Origin of the sequence: Modestobacter sp. VKM Ac-2979, from assembly GCF_026967995.1 — a bacterium.
Taxonomy (GTDB): domain Bacteria; phylum Actinomycetota; class Actinomycetes; order Mycobacteriales; family Geodermatophilaceae; genus Modestobacter.
Genome location: NZ_JAPVBO010000006.1, coordinates 124,399 through 148,569 on the forward strand (window position 1 = coordinate 124,399; position 24,171 = coordinate 148,569).

Here is a 24,171-nt window from a genome sequence, read left to right on the forward strand (position 1 = left end):
CGACTAGAGGTACTGGCCTCCACCGGGGCGCTGCTCCTGGGCCGGTGCACCGGGTGGGAGGGCCTTGCGGCGCATCTCCTCCAGCTGCGCCCGGGCGGCCATCTGCTGGGCGAACAGCGCGGTCTGGATGCCGTGGAAGACGCCCTCCAGCCAGCCGACCAGCTGCGCCTGGGCGATCCGCAGCTCGGCGTCCGAGGGGGTCTCGCCCTCGGTGAAGGGCAGCGTGATCCGCTCCAGCTCCTCGCGCAGCTCGGGGGCCAGCCCCTGCTCCAGCTCGCGGATGGAGGAGGCGTGGATGTCGCGCAGCCGGTTGCGGCTCGCGTCGTCCAGGGGCGCCGCCCGGACCTCCTCGAGCAGCTGCTTGATCATCGTTCCGATCCGCATGACCTTCGCCGGCTGCTCGACGAGGTCGCCGACCCCCGCCATGCCGCCCTCGTCGCCCTCCGGCAGGTGCATGCCGCCGACCGGCTGCCCGTCCGGGCCCACGACGAGGACCTGCTGGCGGCCTGGCTCACCGGTGCCTGGTGCTGTCATGCCCCCCATCCTGCCCCGGTGTCGTCGGGGTGCCTGTCGAGGGGCCGCGCCGGTCCGGCGCGGGCGGCCGACTGGCTACGCTCCCCGCATGTCGTCGGGGGAGGGCCAACTGGACGTGGCCCGCGTCCGGGGCCTGTTCCCGGGGCTGTCCGACGGCCTCGTGCACGCCGACGGGCCCGGGGGCGCGCTGGTGCCGGAGAGCGTGGTGCGCGCCGTCTCCCAGGCCATGCGGGTGCCGATCGCCGGCCGGGGTGGCGTCTTCGCCTCCTCCGCCCGGGCCGAGCAGCTGGTCGCAGGTGCGCGGTCCGCGGTGGCCGACCTGGTGGGGGGCGCACCCGGCGGGGTCGTCCTGGGGCCGAACATGACCACGCTGACCTACGCCGTCGCCCGGGCGCTGGCCAAGCACTGGCGCCGCGGCGACGAGCTCGTGGTCAGCCGGCTGGACCACGACGCCAACATCCGCCCGTGGCTGACGGTCGCCGACGAGCTCGGCCTGGCCGTGCGGTGGGCCGAGGTGGACATCGAGACCGGGGAGCTGCCGGACTGGCAGTACGACGAGCTGGTCACCGAGCGCACCCGGCTGGTCGCCGTCACCGCGGCCAGCAGCGCCATCGGCACCCGCCCCGACGTCGCCTCGATCGCCGAGCGCGCGCACCGGGTCGGGGCGCTGGTCGTCGTCGACGCCGCGCACGCCGCGCCGCACGCCCCGCTGGACGTCGACGAGCTGGGTGCGGACTTCCTCCTGCTGTCGGCCTACAAGTGGTGCGGTCCGCACGTCGGCGCCCTGGTCGCCCACCCCGGGCTGCTCGAGGAGCTGTGGCCGGACAAGCTGCTGCCCGCGTCGGAGCGGGTGCCCGACCGGTTCGAGACGGGCGCGCCGCCGTTCGAGCTCTACGCCGGCGTCGCGGCCTCGGTGGACCACCTGGCGGCCCTCTGCCTGGAGGCCACCGGCACCCGGCGGGAGCGGCTGCGCACCTCGATGGCCGCGGTGAGCCGCTACGAGGAGCAGCTGTTCACCCGGCTGGACGCGGCGCTGCGGTCGATGGGGCACGTGCAGGTGCTGGGCGACCCGGCGTGGACCACGCCGACGCTGTCCTTCACCGTCGACCGGTTGCGCCCCCGGCAGGCGGCCACCGAGCTGGCCCGGAGCGGCGTCTGCGCCTGGGACGGCGACTTCTACTCCCGCGAGCTGTTCGACGCGATCGGGGTCAACGAGACCGGCGGCGCCGTGCGGCTGGGCCTGATGCACTACAACACCGACGAGGAGGTCGACCGCCTCGTCGAGGCCGTCGCCGACCTGCGGTAGCCGTCAGGCGTCGGGGACGAGCAGGACCTTGCCGATGTGGGCGCTGGACTCCAGCAGGGCGTGCGCCTCGCCGGCCCGGGACATCGGCAGCCGCCGGTCCACGATCGGCCGGACGACGCCCCGCTCGACGTCGGGCCACACGTCGTGCCGCACCGCCGCCACGATCTCGGCCTTGCCGCCGGGCCCGGTCGCCGGCCGCGAGCGCAGCGTGGTCGCGTGCACCGACCCGCGCTTGCGCATCAGCTTGCCGAGGTCGATCTCGGCCTTGGTGCCGCCCTGCATGCCGATGCCCACCAGCCGGCCGCCGGTGGCCAGCACGTCGAGGTTCCGGGCCAGGTACTTGGCGCCGATGATGTCCAGGACGACGTCCGCCCCGTGCCCGTCGGTGGCCTCCCGCACCACCTCGACGAAGTCCTGCTCGCGGTGGTCGACCAGGATGTCCGCGCCCAGCTCGCGACAGAAGGCCAGCTTCTCCGGGCTGCCGGCCGTCGTCGCCACCCGGGCCCCGGCGCGGGCGGCCAGCTGGATCGCCATGGTGCCGATGCCGCTGGAGCCGCCGTGCACCAGGAAGACCTCGCCGGCCCGCAGCCCGGCGAGCATGAAGACGTTGGACCAGACGGTGCACACGACCTCGGGCAGCGCCGCGGCGGTGGCCAGCTCGACGCCGGCCGGCCGGGGGAGCAGCTGCCCGGCCGGGACGGCGACCCGCTCGGCGTACCCGCCACCGGACAGCAGCGCGCACACCTCGTCGCCCACCGACCAGCCGGTGACGTCGGCGCCGACCTCGCTGATCACGCCGCTGCACTCCAGGCCGAGCACCTCGCTGGCGCCCGGCGGGGCTGGGTAGTGGCCTTGGCGCTGCAGCGTGTCGGCGCGGTTCACCGCGGTGGCGGCCACGTCGACCAGCACCTCACCGGGCCCGCAGACCGGGTCGGGCACGTCACCCCAGCCGAGCACCTCGGGGCCGCCAGGGGAGGAGATCGTCACCGCACGCATGCCTCGACCCTAGGAGGACTCGGTCGTTCCCACCCCTCGCAGGGCCCGGGACGGGGCCGCAGACGTGCTCGCGGCCCCGTCCCGGCCGCCTCAGCGGTTCTTGAGGTCCTTGCGGAGGATCTTGCCGGCCATCGACTTGGGCACCTGCTCGATGAACTCGACCAGCCGGATCTTCTTGTGCGGGGCGACGTGCTCGGCCATGTAGGCCTTGATGTCGTCCTCGGTGATCTCCGAGCCGGGGGCGCGGACGACGAAGGCCTTGGGCAGCTCCTCGCCGCTCTCCTTGTCCAGCACCCCGATCACCGCGGCGTCGGCGATCTGCGGGTTGTTCAGCAGCACGGCCTCCAGCTCGGCCGGCGCCACCTGGTAGCCCTTGTACTTGATCAGCTCCTTGACCCGGTCGACCACGGTGTAGCGGCCCTCGTCGTCGACGATCGCCACGTCACCGGTGTGCAGCCAGCCCTCGTCGTCCAGCGTCTCGGCGGTGGCCTGCGGGTTGTTCAGGTAGCCCTTCATCACCTGCGGCCCGCGCACCCACAGCTCACCGCGCTCGCCGGGGGCGGCGTCCTCGCCGGTGGCCGGGTCGATGAGCCGGCACTCGGTGTTGGGCAGCGCGTAGCCGACCGTGCCCTTGGGGGTCTCACCGGCGCCGGCCGGCTCGAGCCCGGCCTCGGGGGTGGTGTGCGAGACCGGGGAGAGCTCGGTCATGCCGTAGCCCTGGCCCACCGCGGTGCCCTCGGCGGCGCCCTTGCGGAGCCGGTCCTGGGCGGCCTGGGCCAGCGACTCGTCCAGCGGGGCGGCGCCGGAGGTGACGCTGCGCAGCGAGGACAGGTCGAACTGGTCGACCATCGGGTGCTTGGCCAGCGCGAGCACGATCGGCGGGGCGACGAAGGCCCGGGTGATCTTCTGGTCCTGGATGGTGCGGAGGAACTGCTCCAGGTCGAACCGGGGCAGGGTGACGACGGCGCCGCCCCACTGCAGGCCCTGGTTCATCAGCACGGTCAGGCCGTAGATGTGGAAGAACGGCAGGACGGCGATGATCCGCTCGTTGCCCTCGTCGACGCCGGCCAGCGGGCGGGACTGGCTGACGTTGGCCACCAGGTTGCGGTGGGTGAGCATGACGCCCTTGGGCAGGCCGGTGGTGCCGCTGGAGTACGGGAGCGTGATCAGGTCGTTCGCCGGGTCGATGTCGACCTGGACCGCGGGGGCGTCGGCGGTGATCAGGTCGCGCAGCGAGGTGTGGCCCTCGGCGCCGTCCATCACGATGACCTCGTCGACGGGCGCCTTCTCCACCGCGGCCAGCGCGCGGTCCAGGAACGGCGAGACGGTGACCAGCACCTTGGCGCCGGAGTCCTTCAGCTGGAAGGCGATCTCCTCCGGCGTGTACAGCGCGTTGACCGGGCTGATCACGCAGCCGGCCGCGGCGATGCCGTGGAAGACCACCGGGTACCAGATGGTGTTCGGGCTGAAGACGGCGACGACGTCGCCCTTGCGCAGGCCCCGGGCGTGCAGCGCGGCGGCCACCCGCTCCACGTAGAAGGCGAGCTCACCGTGGGTGATCGTCTCGCCGGAGAGGCCGTCGATCAGCGCCGGGCGGTCGGCGCGCTCCGCGGCACCGCCCAGCACGAACTGCGGTACCGACAGCTCGGGGATCTCGACATCGGGATAGCGACTGGCGAACGCCACGGGGTCCTCCTCGACTCAGGTGCGGTGACGCCAGTCTCACATTCGGCGTGTCGCGCGCCACAGCCGGGGCTACCCGCCGGTAGCTCCGCGGTTCAGCGGGGCCAGAGGACGGACTGCGTGCAGCGGAACAGCGCGAGCGTCTTCCCGGTGGCCTCGGCGGTGACCACGGCGTCCCAGACCTGCGTCGTCCGGCCGGCGTGCACGTTGGTGGCGACGACGGAGATGCGGCCCTCCCGGGCGGTGCTCAGGTGGTTGCTCTTCAGCTCGATGGTGGTGAAGCCGCTGGACCCCTCGGGCAGCAGGGCCCGGGTGGGCAGGCCGCAGCTGGTGTCCGCGAGGGTGACCACGGTGCCGGCGTGCAGGTAGCCGTTGGGCGCCAGCAGCTCGGACCGGACGTCCAGGTGGGCGGTGAGCCGGCCCGGCTCGTGGGTGTCGACGACGATGCCGAGCAGCCCCGGGAAGGTGCCCGGCAGCAGGTCGTTGAGCTCGTCGGCGGTGTGGAACCCGGTGGCGGCCATGCCGGGCAACCTATCCCCGCACCTCCGGGGTCCTTCCTCAGGCCAGGCCGCGGGTGGTGCGGGCCGGCGGCCGGTCGCCGCGGATGGAGGCCACCATGTCCAGCGTCTGCCGGGTCGCGGCGACGTCGTGCACCCGGAACACCCGGGCCCCCAGCCACGCGCTGACCGCGGTCGCCGCCAGGGTGCCGGTCAGCCGCTGGTCCACCGGCAGGTCGAGGGTCTCTCCGACGAAGTCCTTGTTCGACAGCGCCACCAGCACCGGCCAGCCGGTCGCGACCAGCTCGTCCAGCCGCCGGGTCGCCTCCAGCGAGTGCCGGGTGTTCTTGCCGAAGTCGTGCCCGGGGTCGATGAGCACCCGCTCGCGGTCCACGCCCGCGGCCACCGCGGCCTCGGCGAGCGCCGTCGTCCGCCGCACGATGTCGGCGACGACGTCGTCGTAGGTCACCCGGTGCGGCCGGGTGCGGGGCGGGAGGCCGCCGGCGTGGGTGCAGACGATCCCGGCACCGGCCTCGGCGGCGACGTGTGCCAGCTCCGGGTCGACCCCGCCCCACGCGTCGTTGACCACGTCGGCGCCGGCGGCCAACGCCTCCCGGCCGACCTCGGCCCGCCAGGTGTCGATGGAGATGGGCAGCTGCGGGTGTGCCGCGCGGATCGCCGCGACCAGGTCGACGGTGCGGCGGATCTCCTCGGCCGGGTCCACCTCCGCGCCCGGCGCCGCCTTCACCCCGCCGACGTCCACCATGTCCGCGCCCTCGGCCACCACCCGCTCCACCCGGGCCAGCGCGGCCCCCAGCGCGAAGGTCGCGCCGCCGTCGTAGAACGAGTCCGGGGTGCGGTTGACGATCGCCATCACGACCAGCCCGCCGTCCGGGACGTCCAGGGGACCGATGCGCAGCACGGACCCACTCAACCAGCCCGGTCGGGCGCGCCGTGACACCGTCCGGGGGTGTCCACGACCCCCGATGACGTGCCCGACGACCTCACCGACGTCCTCGACCAGGTGGCCGCCGAGGCCCGGCCGCTGGCCGAGGACGACGAGGTCGCCTCACCCGGGGCCGGGCCCGAGCGGTTCGCGCTGGCGATGTGCGAGCTCGACGGCACCGAGCACGTCGCCGGCGACGCCGACGTCGGCTTCCCGGTGCAGAGCGTGGTCAAGGTGTTCGCACTCACCGCGGCGCTCCGCTGCGTCGGCGAGGACGTCTTCCAGCGGGTCGGCCGAGAGCCCTCGGGCGACCCGTTCGACTCCCTGGTCCAGCTCGAACGCGAGCGCGGCCTGCCCCGCAACCCGTTCATCAACGCAGGCGCGGTCGTCGTCTGCGACGTACTGGTGGGCGCCACCGGGTCGGCCGAGGCAGCGGTGGACGCGGTCACCGACCTGCTGTCCGACCTGGTCGGCGAGCGGCTCGAGATCGACCCCGAGGTGCTCGAGGAGGAACGTGCCAGCGCCGCCATGAACACGGCGATGGGCCACCTGATGAGGTCGTTCGACAACTTCCACCACCCGGTGGCCGAGGTGGTGGACGCCTTCGCGCAGATGTGTGCGCTGACCGTGACCACCCGGCAGCTGGCACGGGCCGCCCGGTTCCTGGCACACGACGGGGTGGACCCACGGACCGGTGACCGGGTGCTGACCGAGCCCCTCGCCCGGCGGGTCAGCGCGGTGATGCTGACCTGTGGCACCTATGACGCGGCCGGGCAGTTCGCCTACGACGTGGGCTTCCCGTGCAAGAGCGGGGTGGGTGGCGCGGTGATGGGCGACGTGCCCAACCGGTTCGGCGTCTGCGCCTGGTCCCCGCCCCTGGACGCCGCCGGGAACTCCCGGGCCGGCCGGGCCGCGCTACACCTGCTCAGCGAACGGTTGGGGTTGTCCCTGCTGTAACGCCCGGCCCGCCATGATCTGCGGTCATGGACGACTTCGTGGACGCACCCGAGCGCGTGGAACCGCCCTACCTCGATGGCGAACGGGCCGCCGTGCGGGCCTGGCTGGAGTACCAGCGGGGCACGCTGCTGACCAAGTGCGCCGGTCTCACCCCCGAGCAGCTGGGCGAGCGGTCGGTACCGCCGTCGTCGCTCAGCCTGCGCGGGCTGGTCCGGCACATGACCGAGGTCGAGCGGGGCTGGTTCCGCCGGGTGCTGGCCGGCCAGGACGCCCCGGACCAGTACTGCACGCCCGACGACCCGGACGGGGACTTCGACGGCGTGGGCCGGGACGCCGACGAGCCGGACACGGTGGCCGGGGAGTTCGCCCGGTTCGCCGAGGAGTGCCAGGTCAGCCGGGAGATCGCCGACGGGTTCGGGTCGCTGGACGACCTGGGCCGGGGCCGCACCAGCCGGAGCCGGGAGCAGGTCTCGCTGCGCTGGGTGTACCTGCACATGATCGAGGAGTACGCCCGGCACAACGGCCACGCCGACCTGCTCCGCGAACGCATCGACGGCGCCACCGGCGACTGACCCCGCCCACCACCAAAATGGCCATTGTGGTGGTTCCGGGGGGCCGGAGTCGCGTTTTTGGCCCCCCGGTTCGCGGCGATGGCGTTTCGGGGGACGGTCGGCCCGGCAGACTGGTCGGGTGACCGCGTCCCCACCTGCGCCCACCCGGGTCGACCCGCCGTTCACCGACGGCGAGCGTGCTGCGGTGGAGGCCTGGCTGGACTTCCACCGGGCGACGCTGCTGACGAAGTGCGCCGGCCTGACACCGGAGCAGCTGGGTGAGCGGTCGGTGCCGCCCTCGCGTCTCAGCCTGCGCGGGCTGCTCCGGCACATGACCGACGTCGAGCGGTACTGGTTCACCCGGGTGGTCGCCGGTCGCGAGGCGCCGACGGTCTACTGGGCCGACGAGGACGACGCGGAGTTCGACGGGGTCGGGGCCGACGGCGACGACCCGACCACCGCCGTCCCGGCCGAGCTGGCCGCCTTCACCGCCGAGGTCGAGGCCAGCCGCGCGATCGCCGCCGAGCACACCTCGCTGGACGACGTCGCCGCCGGGCTCCGGTACGGCGAGCGGGTGTCGTTGCGCTGGGTGTACCTGCACATGATCGAGGAGTACGCCCGGCACAACGGCCACGCCGACCTGCTCCGCGAACGCATCGACGGCGCCACCGGCGACTGACCCGACCACCAAAATGGCCATTTTGGTGGGGGACCAAAGTCGCGATTTTGGCCCCTCGGGTCAGCGGATGGCGCCCCAGGGGAGGACGGCGTGGACGCCGACGACCTGGTTGACCACCTGGGTGACCCGCAGGTCGACCACCACGCTGGCCAGGGCGAGCGCGTCGGAGCGGCCGATGCCGTGCAGCGCGGCCAGGACGTCGAGCATCGCGTCCAGCGCGATCGCCATCGCCTCGTCCAGGTCTTCGGCCACGCCCATCGTCACCCAGCCGGCGGGGGTGCGGGCGACCGGCGTGGTGACCGGGGCGCCGAAGAGGTCCGGCAGCACGTCCAGGGTCAGGTCGACGGCGTCCATCGGGCACTCGATCGCCGTCCCGGCCACCTCGCCGTCCCCCTGCGCGGCGTGCCCGTCGCCGACCGACAGCAGCCCGCCGGGCACGGTCACCGGCAGGTAGAGCGTCGAGCCGGCGACCAGTTCGCGGCAGTCGATGTTCCCGCCGTGCCAGTACGGCGGGATGGTCGAGTGCTGACCGGGCTCGGCCGGCGGCACGCCCATCACGCCCAGGAACGGCCGCAGCGCGACCGAGTGCCCGGCCTGGTTGCGCCCGATCCCGGCGGTGCCGTCCAGCGTCCAGCGGTGGACGACGGGCGCCGCCGTCACCCCGAGTCGCTCGTTCAGCGCGGTGGACCGCAGCCCGCAGTACGTCGTCCCGAAGGCCCCCGGGACGACGTCGTCGATGCGGACGGCGAGCACCTGCCCCGGCTGGGCGCCCTGGACGCAGACCGGGCCGGTGAGCGCGTGCCCGGCCGCCGGGTCGTACGACGGGTGCCGGGGCCGTTCGGCCAGGTCGGCCGCGGTGTCGGCGCCGGTGTACGGACCGGTCGACCAGCCGGAGTCCAGCGTCCCGATGCGCACCGTCGTCCCCGGCTCGACGGTCAGGGCAGGCGGGAGCGACGGGTCCCAGTACCCGTGCAGCGTGCGCTCGTCGGGCAACAGGACGTGACCAGGCTCCATGCCCTCATCCTGCCCGCGACAGAAATGGCCATTTCTGTCGCGGGGTCCTTCTTCAGACCAACGCCTGCTGCACCAGGGGGCGGAGGTGGTTGCGCACCGGCAGGGTGCTCGAGGGGAGCAGCTGCGTGTAGAAGGTGACCGTCAGGTCCTCCACCGGGTCGACGTAGAACTCCGTGGACGCCGCCCCGCCCCAGCTGTACGTGCCCACGCTGGACACCCCGCCGTAGCGCACCGGGTCCAGCACCATGGAGAACCCGAGCCCGAAGCCGACGCCGCGCAGTGGGGTCTCGGCGTACAGCGGCCGGCCGGCGGTCTCCAGGTCCAGCCCGCCGGGGAGGTGGTTGCGCACCATGTGCGCCACGGTGCGCGGGCCCAGCACCCGGCCGGCGTCCGGGTCGTCACTGACCGAACCCCCGCGGCGCAGCATCTCGACGAACCTCAGGTAGTCACCCGCCGTGGAGACCAGCCCGGCGCCGCCGGCGAGGAAGGTGGGCTTGCGCAGCGCCGCCTGGGCGAACGGGGCCGGCAGCAGCGTCACCCCGGGGCCGTAGAGCTGGGCGAGGGAGTCGACGTCGTCCTCGGGGCGCAGCCCGAAGGAGGTCTCGGTCATGCCCAGCGGCCCGAACACCCGCTCGGCGAAGACCTCGTCCAGCGGCTTGCCGGCGATCACCTCGACCAGCCGGCCGAGCACGTCGGTGGAGACGCCGTAGTTCCACTCGGTGCCCGGCTGGAACAGCACCGGCATCTCCGCGAACTGGCGCACCACCTCGGCCGAGTCGGCGCCGGGCGGGGTGCCCCACTCGTGCCCGCGCAGCCGGTACAGCCCGTCGACCGGGTGGGCGTGGTGGAAGCCGTAGGTCAGCCCGGAGGTGTGCGTCAGCAGGTGCCAGACCCGGATCGGCTCCAGCAGCGGCACGGTCACCGGCTTCTGCGCCGGGCCGGCGGTCCAGACCCGGGTGTCGGCGAACTCGGGCAGCCAGCGGCTGATCGGGTCGGTGAGCTCGAAGGCGCCCTCCTCGTACAGCGACATCGCTGCGACCGAGGTGACCGGCTTCGTCATCGAGTAGATGCGCCAGCGGGTGTCGTCGGTGACCGGCAGGCCGGCCTCGACGTCGCGCTGCCCGTGCCGGCCGACGTGCACCAGCCGGCCGTGCCGGGCGACGGTGACCAGGAACCCGGGCAGCCGGCCCTCGTCCACGTAGCGGGCCAGCCGGCGGTCCAGCCGCTGCAGCCGGCCGGCGTCCAGCCCGACCTCGGCCGGGTCGGTGGTCACGGACAGGTCGGTCTGCACAGCCGTCACGCGGCACTCCGCTCGTCGCGGGCACCGCTCCCCGATGAGCGACGCCCCCGCCGGGCATCCTGGCACGGGGTGCCAGGAGCGCGACGGGGGCGTCGGGTGGTGCTCGGTGCGGCCCCGGGACGGGGCCTCAGCTCACTGCACCGGGACGGCGGCAGCAGCCTTCTTGAGGTTGGAGCCGGCGGTCACCTTGGCGGTGTGCGCAGCGGCGATCTCGATCGACTCGCCGGTCTGCGGGTTGCGGCCGGTGCGCGCCGAACGCTGCGAGCGCTCGACGGTCAGCAGGCCGGGGACGGCGACCTTGTCGCCCCGGGTGATGGCCTCGACGAGCTCCTCCTGGAGCCCGTTGAGGACCGAGTCGACGGTGGACGCCGGGACGTCGGCGCGCTTGGAGATGGCGGAGACGAGTTCGGCCTTGTTCATGGTGTTCCTCTCGCGTGGGTGGAGCAGCCCACCCCGGTGCGGGGTGGGCGCAGACGTGGTGTCACGCCTGGTCGACCGGGTGCGTTCCCCGGTCGTCCTGGTGGACCTCCGAGTCTCCACCGTGCCAACTCGCTGGACACCAGGTGTGCAGCGGGGGTCCGGTGGGCGGATCTGGCCGACCCCGTCGTCGACCAGGAACGGCGGGCACGTTGCCATGCCGACCTGGGTGTTGGCGAGCGGTGACCCCGGATTTCCGGGGATTTCCTGCTCGTTGGTCACAACCGTCACGTTCCGTGGCCCTCCCGCCCGGCGCGCGACCCGCCCACGGTCGTCCTAGCGTTGGAGCCATGCCTCAGCTCCCCGGGACCGATCTGACCGTCAGCGACCTCTGCCTGGGTGGCAACGTGTTCGGCTGGACGGCCGACGAGCCGACGTCCTTCGCCCTGCTCGACCGCTTCCTCGACGCCGTCCCCAGCACCCAGTCGCCGTTCGTCGACACCGCCGAGATGTACGGCAACGGCGTCTCCGAGACGATCCTCGGCAACTGGATGGCCGAGCGCGGGGTGCGCGACCGGCTGGTCGTGGCCACCAAGGCCTCGCCGGGGGAGAAGGAGCACCCGCTCTCGGCCCCGGAGATCCGGGCCGCGGCGGAGCGTTCGCTGCGCAACCTGCAGGTCGACAGCATCGACCTGTACTACGCGCACTACGACGACGAGACGACGCCGCTGGAGGAGACGCTCACCGCCTTCGACGAGCTGGTGCAGGCCGGCAAGGTCCGGTACGCGGCGGCGTCGAACTACTCGGCGAAGCGGCTGACCGAGGCACTGGACACCGCCAAGCAGCTCGGCGTCACCGGCTACGTCGCGCTGCAGCCGCACTACAACCTGATGGAGCGTGAGGTCTACGAGGCCGAGCTGGCCGGCGTGGTGACCGAGCGCGGGCTGGGGTCGATGCCCTACTTCGGGTTGGCCCGCGGCTTCCTGACCGGCAAGTACCGGGCGGGGGAGACCATCGACTCGCCGCGGGCCAAGGGCGCCGCGAAGTACGTGGGGGAGAAGGGCGACCGGGTGCTGGCCGCGCTGGCCGAGGTCGCCGATGCGCACGCGGTGACCGGTGCCGCGGTGGCGCTGCGCTGGCTGGCCGACTCCCCGGCGGTCACCGCGCCGATCGCCAGCGGCCGCTCGGTCGAGCAGCTGGCCGACCTGCTGCCGATGCTCGACCTGGTGCTCACCGACGAGGAGCGGCAGCGCCTCACCGACGCCAGCGCATGAGGTCGGCTCCCCGGCCCCGGTCCAGGGGCCGGGGGAGCTGCCTCTAGACGGCGACGATGTGGGCGCGGACCTGCTCGACGAGCTCGGGCGGCACACTGCCCAGCCCGTGGTCGGCGGTGGCGTGCGCGGCGACCTGACCGAGGACGGCGTCCTCGTTCGGGCCGGTGAACGTCATGGTGCAGCCGGGGACGACGTCCCCGCAGGCGAAGGCCTTCATGTGGGCTCCGGTGCGCAGGTGGTGGGGGGACCCGGCCGCCGGACGACGGTCGGGGCAGTGCGCCGGGGCTGGGGCAGGGCCCCGGGGGCTCAGCAGGTGGCGGCCGCCGCCGCCAGGTCCTCGACCCGCAGCAGGCCGAGGACGGCGCCGTTGCGGTCGGTGCACAGCACCGGGTCGAACCGGTGCACGGGCGGGCGGGTGAGCGCGCGGTGCAGGGTCTCGGTGACCCCGGCCGACGGGTGCACGCGCAGCGACACCGGCGCCCGGTACGGCGCACCGGTCCGCGGGTCGGCGAGCACCAGCTCGGTGGGCACGTCGGTGCGGTCCAGTACGACGTAGGGCGGCGGGCCGTCGTCGGAGTCGCAGGCCTCCCGCTGGCGGATCGGGCGCAGCAGGCTGGCGACGCTCTCGGCCAGCTGGGCGCGGGCCACCTGGCTGCGCACCAGCTGGGTGACCTCGGGGGTGAGCGGGGCGAAGTGCGGGGTGGGGCGGCCGAACAGCCACCCCTGGGCCAGCGGGACGCCGAGCCGGGCGAAGACGGCGAGCTCACCTGCGGTCTCCACGCCCTCGGCGAGCAGCCAGGCGTCGATCCGGCTGGCGAAGGTGCCCACCATCTCGGCGAGCGCGGCCTTCACCGGGTCGGTGTCGGCGCCGGAGACGAGGGCCCGGTCCAGCTTGACCAGCTGCGGCCGGACCTCGGCGAGCTGCTGGAGCCCGGCGTAGCCGGAGCCGGCGTCGTCGATGGCGATGAGCGCGCCGCGGCCCCGCAGCGCGGCGGTCTGCTCCCGCAGCGCCGCCAGGTCCGGGGTGGGCATGTGCTCGGTCAGCTCGACGACCACCCGGCGCAGCGTGGCCGGCTGGGCGAGGGCGGCGGCGACCGGCGCGGTGCCCAGCAGGTGCGGGCTGACGTTGACGGTCAGGAAGGTGTTGGGCGGCAGGTCCGGCAGGGCGGCCAGGGCCTTCCGCAGGGCGAGCGCCTCCAGTTCGGCGCCCAGGCCGGCCTCGGCGGCGGCGGCGAACCACACGTCGGGGGAGGCGGTGCCGGGGAACCGCGCGAGCGCCTCGTAGCCGGCGACCTCGGCCGAGGCCAGGTCGACGATCGGCTGGAAGACGACGGTCAGGTCCTCCTCACCCGCGAGCAGCGGGCGGCAGTCCCAGTGGTCCGGGAGGGTCGACGTCACCCCTTCTGGATCGGCCGCACCGCCCAGCTGCTTGAGGCCGCCCACGATCCGGCAGCGGACACCGCGACGGCCGTCGGTGCCGGGCTCGGTGGGCCGGACGTGCCAGCATGGGGCAGCCCGCTCCGAGTCGGGCGTGTCGGCGGCCGCCGACACCCGTGTCCGGCACCGCCGGCGCCAGCAGGGGAGGCTGCCAGCCGTGCCCCCACCGAGCACGCCTGCCGAACCAGACCCGCTGGCCGTCCCGGCCCGCGTCGCGGTGGTCCGCCGGCTGCTCGCCGCGCTGGACGGGAGCGCGCCGTTCGACCGGCTGGCCCACCTGGCCACCCGGCTGCTGGGCGTCCCGACGGCGCAGGTCGTGCTGCTCACCGACGTCGCCGTGCGGGTGGGTGGCTTCGGCCGGCCGACGGCGATGGGGTCGGCCACCCCGTTGGACCAGGTGCCCGGCAGCGTCGCCGCGCGCCTGCGGGCGCCGCTGGTGGTGCCCGATGCCGCCACCGACCCCCGGGTCGCCGACCTGTCGGCGGTGGCCTCCGGCGAGGTGTGCGCCTGCCTGTCCCTGCCGCTGGTGCTCACCGGCGGTGACGTGGTGGGCGCGCTGACCCTGCTCTCCCCGGAACCCCGGTCCTGGAGCGAGGACGACGTCGCCCTCGCCGGGGAGGTCGCGGCCACCGTCGTCACCGAGTTGGAGCTGGTCGCCGCATCGATCGCCGTGCAGTCCTCGCTGAGCCGGTTGGAGGTCGCACTGGAAGCCAGCGAGGTCGGCAGCTGGGAGCGGGACCTGCAGACCGGGGTGGCGTCCTGGGACGAGCGCAACGCGGCGATCTTCGGGCTCCGGGGCCCCGTCGAGCTGCCCGGCGACGAGCTGATCAGTCAGCGGATCCACCCGGACGACCACGGCGTGGTGGAGCAGGCGATGCAGACCGCCCTCGCCGGCACGGGGGAGTTCGTCGTCGAGATGCGGGTGCTGCGCACCGACGGTGAGGTGCGGTGGACGGTCTCCCGCGGTCGGCTGGAACGCGACCAGTCGGGCGAGCCGGTCCGGCTGCTGGGTACGACCGTCGACGTCACCGAGGCCCGCCGACAGGCGCAGCTGAGGCTGGCGGCGGTCCAGCGGGCCGCGGTGATCGCCGAGGTCGCTGCTGAGCTGGCCAATGCCGACCGGATGTCGCAGCTGGCGGAGGCGGCCCTGCGGGGCGTGGCCGTGCTCGGCGCCGACGCCAGCGCGCTGGCCGTCTTCGCCGGCGGGCGCGGGCCGCTGCGGCTGCACATGACCCGCCGCCTGGTCGACGCGGTCGAGTCGGGTACCGACGCCGTCCTGTCCGACGAGGGCGTGGAGCTCCCGCTCGACGACGAGCTCCCCACCCAGTACGTGGCCCGGTACGGGGAGACGGTGCTGCTGCCCGACCGCGCCTCGGCGGTGGCCCGGTTCCCCAGGATGGCCCATGTGGGGGACCTGGTCGGGGTCCGCGCCCTGGCCGCGCTGCCGCTCCGGCTCGAGGGCCGGGTGCTGGGGAGCTTCGTGGCGGTGTGGGCCGAGGACCACCCGTTCAGCCCCGAGGACGTCGAGCTGCTGGGCGCGCTCACGGCGCAGATCGGGCTGAGCGTCTCCCGGTTGCACGCCGACGCCCAGCGGGACGCCGCGGTCGCGGAGATGGCCGCGGCCAACGCCCGGCTGGAGCTGCTGGCCGAGACCGGCCGGGTGCTCTCCGGGACGCTGGAGATCACCGAGCAGCTGGGCCGGCTGGCCGAGCTGGTGGTGCCGGCGCTCGGCGACTGGTGCTGGGTCGTCGTCACCGACGAGCAGGGCCGGATGCACCAGATCGCCTCGGCGCACCGCGACCCGGCCAGGTCCGGCGAGCTGGCCGACTACGTGCGCGCGATGGTCGGCGGGATGACCGAGCACGCCGCCGCCCGGGTCGTCACCCGCACCGGGCGACCGCTGCGGGTGCCCGGCCTGGACGAGGCCTACATCGCGCGGGCACTGCCGGACCCGGTCGCCCGTGAGCAGCTGGCGCGGCTGCACCCCGACTCCGGCATCGTCGTCCCGCTGGTGAGCCGGGGGCGCACTCTCGGGGCGTTGGGCCTGTACGTGAGCGCCGAACGGGGCCGGCACAGCGACGCCGCGCTGGAGACCGCCCTGGAGCTCGGGCGGCGGGCCGGGGTGGCGCTGCAGCAGGCGCGGTTGTTCGGCCAGCAGCGGCAGCTGGCGGAGACGCTGCAGCGGAGCATGCTGACCGCACCGCCGTCGCCGGACCACTGCGAGATCGCCGTCCGGTACGTGCCGGCCGCGGCCGGGGCCGAGGTCGGCGGTGACTGGTACGACGCGTTCGTCCAGCCCGACGGCGCGACCATGCTGGTCATCGGGGACGTCGTCGGGCACGACAGCCGCGCCGCGGCGGCGATGGGCCAGCTGCGCGGGCTGCTGCGCGGCATCGGGCACCACACCGGCGGCACCCCGGCCGAGGTGCTCACCGGCCTGGACCGGGCCAGTGCCGGCCTGGACCTCGACGTCATGGCCACCGCGCTGATCGCCCGGCTGGAGCAGGACGACCCGGAGCTGTCGGCCGCGCAGACCCGGGTGCGGTGGGCCACCGCCGGGCACCCGCCGCCGGTGCTGATCAGCGCCGACGGCGAGGTGACCGTGCTGGACGGCGACGACCCCGACCTGCTGCTGGGGGTGGAGCCGGGCACCGCGCGCAACGACCGGGTCGCGGTCATCGGCCGCGGCGGCACCCTGCTGCTCTACACCGACGGGCTGGTGGAGCGGCGCGACCGGGACCTCGACGCCGGGGTCGCCGAGCTGTGCCGGGTGCTGACCGGGCTCACCGAGCTCCCGCTGCAGGCGCTGTGCGATCGGCTGCTGCAGCGGATGTACCTGCCCGACACCGAGGACGACGTCGCGTTGCTGGCGGTCCGGCTGCACCCGCAGGACGCGCCGCGGCCCCCCGAGGCCGGCCCCCAGCGGGTCCCGCCGGGCATCGAGCCGTCCCCGGACGTCAACCCGGCGGCAGCCGGCTCCAGCTGACGGAAGGGACCACCAAAATGGCCATTTTGGTGGTCCCTTCGGCCCCCTGCAGGGTCCCGCCGCGAGCTCGCGAGGGGTGGGGGGCAAGGGGGTTCTCTTACTGGGCGGGGGTCATCTCCAGGGCGGTCGCGGTGGCGTCCTGCTGGGGCTGGGCCCCGGCCGACCGCAGCGCGGCGTCGTGCGCGGCCATCGCCTCCTGCCGGCCCGGCTCCTCGGCCACGATCGCGCAGTTGAGCCACGACTCGGGGATGGCGAAGCCGTCGACCAGGGTGCGCATGTGCGGCCGCAGCTCCTTGAGCAGGTCGTTCACCACCCCGGTCAGCGCCTTGGCCCGGGTGGGGGTGAGCCGGCCGTGCTCGAGGAACCAGCCCTTGTCGGCCTCGATGGTGCTCAGCGCGTAGAGGTCGCAGACCCTCGCCAGCAGCGCCTTCGCGGCCGGGTCGGTCGTGCGCTCGATGCCGGCGACGAAGGCCTCCAGCACGACCCGGTCGATGTGCGCCTCGGCCATGGTCAGCACGTGGTCCTGCACGTCGTTGAAGATCTCGAACGGCCGGTCCTTCTTGGCCGCCGCGCCCCCGCGGAGCCGCCGGATGGCGCTCTCCAGGAGGTGCTTCTCGCGGTCCTCGAAGGCGGCCAGCTGCCAGCCCCGGTCGAGCATCGAGACGTCCTCGTCCCGCCCGGGCACGGCGTCGACCAGCCGCTGGATCAGCCCGCGGGCCGCCGTCCGCTCCAGCATGGTCTCGCGCACCTGCTCGGCGACGAAGGCCGCCCGGCCCCAGCCGTCGAGTGAGCCGAAGGCGTCCCGGTAGCCGGTGAGCAGGCCCTTGGCGACCAGCTGCATCAGCACGGTGTTGTCGCCCTCGAAGGTGGTGAAGACGTCGGTGTCGGCCTTGAGCGTGGGCAGCCGGTTCTCGGCCAGGTAGCCCGCCCCGCCGCAGGCCTCACGGCACAGCTGGATGGTCCGGGTGGCGTGCCAGGTGCTCACGGCCTTGATCCCCGCGGCGCGGGACTCCAGCTCGCGCTGGGCGGCCTCGTCGAGGTCGGCGGCGCCCAGCACGTCGTGCATGGTCGAGGTCAGTTCCTCCTGTGCGAAGCTCAGGGCGTAGGTCTTCGCCAGGGCCGGCAGCAGCTTGCGCTGGTGCACCAGGTAGTCGTTGATCACGACCTCCCGGTCCTCGCCGGGGGCGGAGAACTGGCGGCGGGTGTCGCCGTAGCGGACGGCGATCTCCAGGGCCACCTTCGTCGCCGACGCGGCCGATCCGCCGACGCTGACCCGCCCGCGCACCAGGGTGCCGAGCATGGTGAAGAAGCGCCGGGTCTCGTTCTCGATCGAGCTGGTGTACGTGCCGTCGGCGGCCACCTGGCCGTAGCGGTCGAGCAGCATGTCCAGCGGCACGGGGACGTGGTCGAAGGTCAGCCGCCCGTTGTCCACCCCGAGCAGCCCGGCCTTGGGGCCGTCGTCGCCGATCGTGACGCCGGGCATCGGAGCGCCGTCGTCGTCCCGGATCGGGACGAGGAACGCGTGCACGCCCTTCCCCTCGGCTGCCTGGCCCTCGCGACCGGTGACCAGCTGGGCGAAGACGACGGCCATCCGGCCGTCCTTCGCGGCGTTGCCGATGTAGTCCTTGCGGGCGGCCTCGTGCGGGGTGTGCAGGTCGAAGGTCTGCGTGGCCGGGTCGTAGGTGCAGGTGGTGCGCAGCTGCTGGACGTCGGAGCCGTGGCCGGTCTCGGTCATCGCGAAGCAGCCGGGCAGCGCGAAGCTCATGATGTCGGGCAGGTACCGGTCGTGCTGGCGCTTGGTGCCGAGCGCCTGGACCGCCCCGCCGAACAGCCCCCACTGCACGCCGGCCTTGACCATCAGCGACAGGTCGGCGTAGGCGAGCATCTCGATGGAGGTGACCGAGCCGCCGGCGTCGTCGGCGCCGCCGTACTCGACGGGGAAGCCGTAGGCGACCCGGCCGGTGGAGGCCAGCTCCGCAGCCAGTGCGGTGACCCGCTCCCGCGCCTCGGTCATCGACTCGCCGTACACCGGGGCCCATCGCGGGTCGTCGAGCTGTGCGCGGCTGTCCCGGCGGACCTGCGCCCAGCGGCCGTCGAGGACCTCGGTGAGCCGGGCGGGCTCGACCGGCGGCAGGGGGGTGGGAGTGCTGGTCATGATTCCTCCATCGGACTCGCGGGTGCAGGAGTTGAGGGGTCGGGGGTCACGACGCCGCGCAACCCCGTCCAGGCCAGGTCGGTGAGGTGGGTCGCCAGTTCGGCCCGCGGCATGGGGCGGTCGGCGCGCAACCACCAGTCGGCGGCGGCCCGGACCAGCCCGATGACGCCGTGCCCCCACGGGGCGGCCGCGGCGGTCCCCTGTCCGGCGCTGGTCAGCGCGGCGCCGACCAGCGCCCCGACCTCGTCGCCGACCAGGTCGGACAGGCTGCTGATCGGGTCGGCATCGACCGGGCGGTCGACCAGCGCCTGCCCGACGACGAACCGGTAGACCTCCGGGTCGGCCTCGATGAAGGCCAGGTAGGTCTCGACGGCGGCGGTGACCATCTGCCGCGGGTGGTCGCTGCTGCCCATCGCCTCGCGCAGCTTGCGGGTGAGCTGCTCCGCCACGCGCGCGCAGACGGCGACGTACAGCTCGCTGCGGTCGGCGAAGTGCCGGTAGACGACGGTCTTGCTGGTGCCGGCCTCGGCGGCGATCTCCTCCATGCCGACGCGGGCGCCGTGCTTGCCGACCGCGGCCAGGGTGGCGTCGACCAGCTGCTCGCGGCGGGCCCGACGGTGCTCGTCCCACCGGGAGTCGCGCCGGTCGCGCGGGCTGGCCGCCGTCTCCGTGTTCACGACACCGACGGTACCTGATACTCTCGGTATCGGAATCGCGACTGGAACACCCCCCCACCAAAATGGCCATTTTGGTGGTGACCACCTCCTGGAGGTCCCCATGGCACCGCAGACCCGGAAGGCCGCGATCGTCGGCGGCAACCGCATCCCGTTCGCCCGCTCCAACGGCGCGTACGCGCGGGCCAGCAACCAGGACATGCTCACCGCGACCCTCGACGGGCTCGTCGCCCGCTTCGGGCTGCAGGGGCAGCAGGTGGGCGAGGTGGTCGCCGGCGCCGTCCTCAAGCACGCCCGCGACTTCAACCTGACCCGGGAGAGCGTGCTCGGTTCCCGGCTGTCGGCCGCGACGCCGGCCTACGACGTCCAGCAGGCCTGCGGCACCGGTCTGGAGGCGGCCGTCCTGGTCGCCAACAAGATCGCCCTGGGGCAGCTCGAGTCCGGCATCGCCGGGGGCGTCGACACCACCTCCGACGCGCCGATGGCGCTGAACGAGGACATGCGACGGGCGCTGCTGGCGGTCAACAGCGCGAAGACGCTGCAGCAGCGGCTCAAGGCGCTGTCCGGGATCCGGCCCGGTCAGCTGGTCCCGGAGATCCCCCGCAACGCCGAGCCGCGCACCGGCCTGGCGATGGGCGACCACGCGGCGATCACCGCCGCCGAGTGGGAGATCGGCCGCGAGGAGCAGGACGAGCTGACCGTCCGCTCGCACCAGGCCCTCGCCGCGGCCTACGACCGCGGCTTCTTCGACGACCTGGTGACGCCGTTCCTCGGCCTCACCCGCGACCAGAACCTCCGGCCGGACAGCTCGCTGGAGAAGCTCGCGACGCTGAAGCCGGTGTTCGGGCAGGGTGCGGACGCCACGATGACGGCGGGCAACTCGACCCCGCTGACCGACGGCGCCTCCGCCGTCCTGCTCGCCTCCGACGAGTGGGCCGCCGAGCACGACCTGCCCGTGCTGGCCCACCTGGTCGACGCGCAGACCGCCGCCGTCGACTACGTGCACGGCGGCGAGGGGCTGCTGATGGCCCCGGTCTACGCGGTGCCGGTGCTGCTGGCCCGGAACGGGCTGACCCTGCAGGACTTCGACTTCTACGAGGTCCACGAGGCCTTCGCCTCCACGGTGCTGGCGACGATGAAGGCCTGGGAGGACCCGGCGTTCTGCAAGGACAAGCTGGGGCTGGACGCGCCGCTGGGCTCGATCGACCGGGCCAAGCTCAACGTGCACGGCTCGTCGCTGGCGGCCGGGCACCCGTTCGCCGCGACCGGCGGCCGGATCGTCGCGACGCTGGCGAAGACGCTGCACGAGGCGGGGCCGGGCAAGCGCGGCCTGATCTCGATCTGCGCCGCCGGCGGCCAGGGCGTCGTCGCGATCCTCGAGTCCTGATCCCCTGCCCGCGCGCACGTCCCTGAGGAGAGCCCCATGAGCGACTGGTACCGCGACTTCGCCAACTCCGGCCTCGGCACGACCATCACCAAGCAGCTGGGCCTGCCCCGGCCGGCGGAGCTGCGCCGCTACGAGCCCGGGCAGCCACTGCTGCCGGGCCCGGCGGTGGTCGGCTCGGCCGCTGAGGGCCGGCTGCGCAAAAAGGTGACCGGGCTGCTGCGCGACGCCGGGGTCACCGTCGTGTCCCCGGTGGCCGCCGACGGCTCGACCGACGGGGAGCGGCTGGCGGCGGTCCTGCTCGACGCCACCGGGCTGACCGGGCCGGCCGACCTGGCCGGGGCGCACGACTTCCTCGCCCCCGCGCTCAAGCGGCTGCGGCCGTCGGGCCGGGTGCTGGTGCTGGCCGACCCGCCCACGGAGACGTCCTCCCCGGCCCAGGCCGCCGCGCGGCAGGCGCTGGAGGGGCTGGTCCGTTCGCTGGCCAAGGAGCTGCGCAGCGGTTCGACGGCGAACCTGGTGCACGTGCCCCTCGGCGCGGAGGGCTCGCTGGCCAGCCCGCTGCGGTTCTTCCTCTCCGGCCGCTCGGCCTACGTCGACGGCCAGGTGCTCGCGGTCACGGCCGTCGAGCTGCCCGCCGCCGCGGACGCCGAGCAGCCGCTGGCCGGCAAGGTCGCCGTCGTGACCGGTGCCGCGCGCGGCATCGGTGCGGCCATCGCCCGGGTGCTGGCCCGGGACGGCGCCCACGTCGTCGCCGTGGACGTGCCGGCGGCCGGCGAGCAGCTGGCCCAGGTGGCCAACGAGGTCGGGGGGACGGCGGTCGCGCTGGACATCACCGGGGACGACGCCGGCCCGCGGCTCGCTGCCCAGCTGGTGGCCCGGCACGGCGGGGTGGACGTCGTCGTGCACAACGCCGGCATCACCCGGGACAAGCTGCTGGTCAACATGGACGCCGCCCGCTGGAACTCGGTGATGGCGGTCAACCTGCAGGCCCAGCTCGACCTCACGCAGGCGCTGCTGGCCACCGACGGGGCGCTGAAGCCCGACGCCCGGGTGGTCTGCGTCAGCTCGCAGTCCGGCATCGCCGGCAACCGCGGGCAGACCAACTACGCGGCGTCCAAGGCCGGTGTCATCGGCATGGTGCGCAGCTGGGCACCGGAGTTCGCCGAGCGCGGGGCCACGATCAACGCCGTCGCGCCCGGTTTCATCGTCACCGAGATGACGGCGAAGATGCCGCTGGGCACCCGCGAGGTCGGCTCCCGGCTCAACTCGCTGCAGCAGGGCGGCCTGCCGGTCGACGTCGCCGAGACGATCGCCTGGCTGGCGCAACCGGGCAGCGCCGGGGTGAACGGCCAGGTCGTCCGGGTCTGCGGCCAGTCCCTGCTGGGGGCCTGACGTGACGCGGACGGTGCTCGACGCCCCGCCGGCGCTGCCGGCGTTGTTCGCCCGGGCCGCGCTGACCGCGCGCGGCCGGAGCGGAGACCTGCCCGACACCCGGCTGGCCCGGCTCGGGGTCGAGGTCGACCCGGCGTCCGTGGCGGCCTACAGCCGGGTCTGCGGGTTCCCGCTCGCCGACAGCCTGCCGGTGACGTACCCGCACCTGGTCGCCTTCCCGCTGCAGGTGGCGCTGATGACCGAGCGGGAGTTCCCGCTCGCACTGCCCGGCCTGGTGCACGTCCGCAACCAGGTCGACCAGCTGCGACCGATCGGCGCCGGTGAGGCGCTGGACGTCGAGGTGTGGGCCGAGCGGTTCTCCGCACACGTGCGCGGGGCGACCGTCGACCTGTGTGCCTCGGTCGCCGCGGGTGGTGCGGAGGTCTGGCGCAGCCGGTCGACGTACCTGGCCCGCGGGGCCACGGCGCCCGAGGGCGCGCCGGAGGCCGACGTCGGTGTGTCGGTCGGGGCGCTGGACCGGGTCGGTGCGCAGTGGCGGGTGCCCGGCGACACCGGCCGCCGGTACGCAGCGGTCTCCGGGGACGTGAACCCGATCCACCTCTCCGGGGTCACCGCCAAGGCGTTCGGGTTCAAGCGGGCGATCGCGCACGGCATGTGGGTGAAGGGCCGCACTCTGGCGGCGCTGGCCGGCCGGCTGCCCGACGCCGTGAGCGTGGACGTGGCGTTCCGCAAGCCGCTGCTGCTGCCCGGCACGGTGACGCTGTCGACCGAGCCGGTCGAGGGTGGCTGGGACGTCGCCGTCCGGAACGCGAAGGCGGGCACCGAGCACCTGCTCGGCAGGATCCGTCCGTCCTGACCACCCGCGCGGCGCACGGCCACGGAGCGTTCGGCCCCTAGCATCGGTGCGTCATGGACACGCAGCCGATCCAGCAGGTGGTTCCCCAGCGCGCCCTGCCGCCGCTGTGGGACGAGTCGTCGTTCGACGAGCCCGAGTTCGACGAGCCCGAGTGGGACGAGCCCGAGTGGGACGAGCCCGCGGCGGAGTCGCCGGCACGGGAGCCGGTCTGGCGGGTGCTGACCCGCGGGTTCGGCGAGCTGATGGTGACGGCGGGGCTGGTCCTGCTGCTGTTCGTCGTCTACGAGGTCTACGTCACCGACCTGCTCAACGACCGCCGGCAGGACCAGCTCACCGAGGAGATCCGCGACGTCTGGGCGGACACCCCGACGTCGGGCCCGCCGCCGGTGCTGGTCGAACCGGCGGCCGGCGAGCCGATCGCCGTGCTGCGCATCCCCCGGCTGGGCGAGGACTACCAGCAGGTCGTCCTGCAGGGCACCGAGGAGGCCCAGCTCGCCCAGGGGCCGGGTCACTACGCCGGGACGGCGATGCCCGGGCAGCCCGGCAACGTCGCGCTGGCCGGGCACCGGGTGGGCAAGGGGTCGCCGTTCCTCGACCTCGACCAGCTCCGGCCCGGCGACGCGATCGTGGTGGAGACCGAACAGAGCTGGTTCGTCTACCGGGTGCTCGGCGACCCGGCCACCGGCGACGCCACCACCGACCCCAGCGGGATCCCCGGCCAGCACATCGTCACGCCGGCCGACATCGACGTCATCGCCCCGACGCCGGGCGCAGCCGGTGCGCCGCCCTCGGGTGAGTACCTGACCCTGACCACCTGCCACCCGAAGTACTCCGCGCGGCAGCGCCTGATCGTGCACGCCCGGCTGGACGGTGCCGCGATCTCCAAGGCCGAGGCGCCCGACGGCCCGCCGGCACTGCGCGACGGCGGAGGGGAGGCCTGATGTACGGGTGGCTCTGGCGGACCCTCCCCGGTGGACGGGCGAGCAAGGCGTTCCTCTCCCTGGTCCTGGTGCTCGCCGTCTGCGCGCTGCTGCTGCTGGTCGTCTTCCCGTGGGTCGAGCCGATGCTCCCGTTCAATGACGTGACCATCGACCAGTGAGCTGACGCGGCCGCCGCCGCCCGGACGCCCC

23 protein-coding genes are annotated in these 24,171 nt (G+C 74.2%); 11 read left to right on the top strand and 12 right to left on the bottom strand.

Annotated features, from left to right (window positions below):
* Positions 1-3: 3 nt before the first annotated feature.
* Positions 4-534: a bacterial proteasome activator family protein gene (locus O2W15_RS17895; protein ID WP_269180357.1), complete on the bottom strand. Its 531-nt coding sequence runs from the start codon at positions 532-534 to the stop codon at positions 4-6.
* Positions 535-622: 88 nt separating this feature from the next.
* On the opposite strand from O2W15_RS17895, the gene O2W15_RS17900 reads away from it, so the two are divergent.
* Positions 623-1,840 (top strand): cysteine desulfurase-like protein, encoded by a 1,218-nt coding sequence (locus O2W15_RS17900; RefSeq protein WP_269180358.1) that lies wholly within the window; start codon positions 623-625, stop codon positions 1,838-1,840.
* Between the two features lie 3 nt (positions 1,841-1,843).
* On the opposite strand, the gene O2W15_RS17905 is transcribed toward O2W15_RS17900, so the two are convergent.
* The 4 genes from O2W15_RS17905 to folP form a co-directional block, all read right to left on the bottom strand.
* Positions 1,844-2,836, bottom strand: a complete 993-nt coding sequence (locus O2W15_RS17905; protein ID WP_269180359.1) for an NAD(P)H-quinone oxidoreductase — start codon at positions 2,834-2,836, stop codon at positions 1,844-1,846.
* 90 nt (positions 2,837-2,926) lie between these two features.
* Positions 2,927-4,522: a 4-coumarate--CoA ligase family protein gene (locus O2W15_RS17910; protein WP_269161103.1), complete on the bottom strand. Its 1,596-nt coding sequence runs from the start codon at positions 4,520-4,522 to the stop codon at positions 2,927-2,929.
* A gap of 92 nt (positions 4,523-4,614) precedes the next feature.
* A complete protein-coding gene (locus O2W15_RS17915; RefSeq protein WP_269161104.1) occupies positions 4,615-5,040 on the bottom strand; it encodes a PaaI family thioesterase in 426 nt (141 codons plus the stop codon).
* Between the two features lie 37 nt (positions 5,041-5,077).
* Positions 5,078-5,938: a dihydropteroate synthase gene (folP, locus tag O2W15_RS17920; RefSeq protein ID WP_269180360.1), complete on the bottom strand. Its 861-nt coding sequence runs from the start codon at positions 5,936-5,938 to the stop codon at positions 5,078-5,080.
* 48 nt (positions 5,939-5,986) lie between these two features.
* Here folP and glsA point away from each other — a divergent pair, with 48 nt between their 5' ends.
* The 3 genes from glsA (at position 5,987) to O2W15_RS17935 (ending at position 8,149) form a co-directional block, all read left to right on the top strand.
* On the top strand, positions 5,987-6,919 hold the full coding sequence (glsA, locus tag O2W15_RS17925) for a glutaminase A (RefSeq protein WP_269161106.1): 933 nt from the start codon (positions 5,987-5,989) through the stop codon (positions 6,917-6,919).
* A gap of 26 nt (positions 6,920-6,945) precedes the next feature.
* A complete protein-coding gene (locus tag O2W15_RS17930) occupies positions 6,946-7,491 on the top strand; it encodes a DinB family protein (RefSeq protein ID WP_269180361.1) in 546 nt (181 codons plus the stop codon).
* Between the two features lie 118 nt (positions 7,492-7,609).
* Positions 7,610-8,149, top strand: a complete 540-nt coding sequence (locus O2W15_RS17935) for a DinB family protein (RefSeq protein ID WP_269180362.1) — start codon at positions 7,610-7,612, stop codon at positions 8,147-8,149.
* A 60-nt stretch (positions 8,150-8,209) separates the two neighbouring features.
* Here O2W15_RS17935 and O2W15_RS17940 read toward each other — a convergent pair whose 3' ends face one another.
* The 3 genes from O2W15_RS17940 to O2W15_RS17950 form a co-directional block, all read right to left on the bottom strand.
* Entirely contained in the window at positions 8,210-9,163 is a 954-nt protein-coding gene (locus O2W15_RS17940; protein WP_269180363.1) for an acetamidase/formamidase family protein, read from the bottom strand.
* Between the two features lie 52 nt (positions 9,164-9,215).
* Positions 9,216-10,463 (bottom strand): serine hydrolase domain-containing protein, encoded by a 1,248-nt coding sequence (locus O2W15_RS17945; RefSeq protein WP_269161110.1) that lies wholly within the window; start codon positions 10,461-10,463, stop codon positions 9,216-9,218.
* A gap of 132 nt (positions 10,464-10,595) precedes the next feature.
* Positions 10,596-10,883: an HU family DNA-binding protein gene (locus O2W15_RS17950; protein ID WP_269161111.1), complete on the bottom strand. Its 288-nt coding sequence runs from the start codon at positions 10,881-10,883 to the stop codon at positions 10,596-10,598.
* A 347-nt stretch (positions 10,884-11,230) separates the two neighbouring features.
* Between O2W15_RS17950 and O2W15_RS17955 the strand changes: the two genes are divergently transcribed.
* Positions 11,231-12,154 (top strand): aldo/keto reductase, encoded by a 924-nt coding sequence (locus O2W15_RS17955; RefSeq protein ID WP_269180364.1) that lies wholly within the window; start codon positions 11,231-11,233, stop codon positions 12,152-12,154.
* A 43-nt stretch (positions 12,155-12,197) separates the two neighbouring features.
* Here the strand turns inward: O2W15_RS17955 and O2W15_RS17960 are convergent, their stop codons facing one another.
* Together O2W15_RS17960 and O2W15_RS17965 are read right to left on the bottom strand one after the other, a co-directional pair.
* Positions 12,198-12,371 (bottom strand): DUF1059 domain-containing protein, encoded by a 174-nt coding sequence (locus O2W15_RS17960; RefSeq protein WP_269180365.1) that lies wholly within the window; start codon positions 12,369-12,371, stop codon positions 12,198-12,200.
* Positions 12,372-12,460: 89 nt separating this feature from the next.
* Positions 12,461-13,597: an EAL domain-containing protein gene (locus tag O2W15_RS17965; protein WP_269180366.1), complete on the bottom strand. Its 1,137-nt coding sequence runs from the start codon at positions 13,595-13,597 to the stop codon at positions 12,461-12,463.
* A gap of 151 nt (positions 13,598-13,748) precedes the next feature.
* Between O2W15_RS17965 and O2W15_RS17970 the strand changes: the two genes are divergently transcribed.
* Entirely contained in the window at positions 13,749-16,577 is a 2,829-nt protein-coding gene (locus O2W15_RS17970; protein WP_269180367.1) for a SpoIIE family protein phosphatase, read from the top strand.
* Between the two features lie 97 nt (positions 16,578-16,674).
* Here O2W15_RS17970 and O2W15_RS17975 read toward each other — a convergent pair whose 3' ends face one another.
* Together O2W15_RS17975 and O2W15_RS17980 are read right to left on the bottom strand one after the other, a co-directional pair.
* Positions 16,675-18,732 carry an acyl-CoA dehydrogenase family protein gene (locus O2W15_RS17975; protein WP_269180368.1) on the bottom strand — a complete coding sequence of 686 codons (2,058 nt, stop codon included), beginning with the start codon at positions 18,730-18,732 and terminating at the stop codon, positions 16,675-16,677.
* A complete protein-coding gene (locus tag O2W15_RS17980) occupies positions 18,729-19,409 on the bottom strand; it encodes a TetR family transcriptional regulator (RefSeq protein WP_269180369.1) in 681 nt (226 codons plus the stop codon). Before O2W15_RS17980 ends, O2W15_RS17975 begins: the two co-directional genes overlap by 4 nt.
* Before the next feature lie 100 nt (positions 19,410-19,509).
* Between O2W15_RS17980 and O2W15_RS17985 the strand changes: the two genes are divergently transcribed.
* Genes O2W15_RS17985 through O2W15_RS18005 form a run of 5 tightly spaced genes read left to right on the top strand, consistent with a single transcriptional unit; the run spans position 19,510 to position 24,140 of the window.
* Positions 19,510-20,793, top strand: a complete 1,284-nt coding sequence (locus O2W15_RS17985; RefSeq protein ID WP_269180370.1) for an acetyl-CoA C-acetyltransferase — start codon at positions 19,510-19,512, stop codon at positions 20,791-20,793.
* A 36-nt stretch (positions 20,794-20,829) separates the two neighbouring features.
* Positions 20,830-22,185 (top strand): 3-oxoacyl-ACP reductase, encoded by a 1,356-nt coding sequence (locus tag O2W15_RS17990; protein WP_269180371.1) that lies wholly within the window; start codon positions 20,830-20,832, stop codon positions 22,183-22,185.
* Position 22,186: 1 nt separating this feature from the next.
* On the top strand, positions 22,187-23,041 hold the full coding sequence (locus O2W15_RS17995) for a MaoC family dehydratase (protein WP_269180372.1): 855 nt from the start codon (positions 22,187-22,189) through the stop codon (positions 23,039-23,041).
* Between the two features lie 53 nt (positions 23,042-23,094).
* Complete coding sequence (locus tag O2W15_RS18000; RefSeq protein ID WP_269180373.1) at positions 23,095-23,982, top strand: class E sortase; 888 nt, start codon at positions 23,095-23,097, stop codon at positions 23,980-23,982.
* Positions 23,982-24,140 carry a hypothetical protein gene (locus tag O2W15_RS18005; RefSeq protein WP_269180374.1) on the top strand — a complete coding sequence of 53 codons (159 nt, stop codon included), beginning with the start codon at positions 23,982-23,984 and terminating at the stop codon, positions 24,138-24,140. The genes O2W15_RS18000 and O2W15_RS18005 overlap by 1 nt, the downstream gene beginning before the upstream one ends.
* Positions 24,141-24,171: the final 31 nt, after the last annotated feature.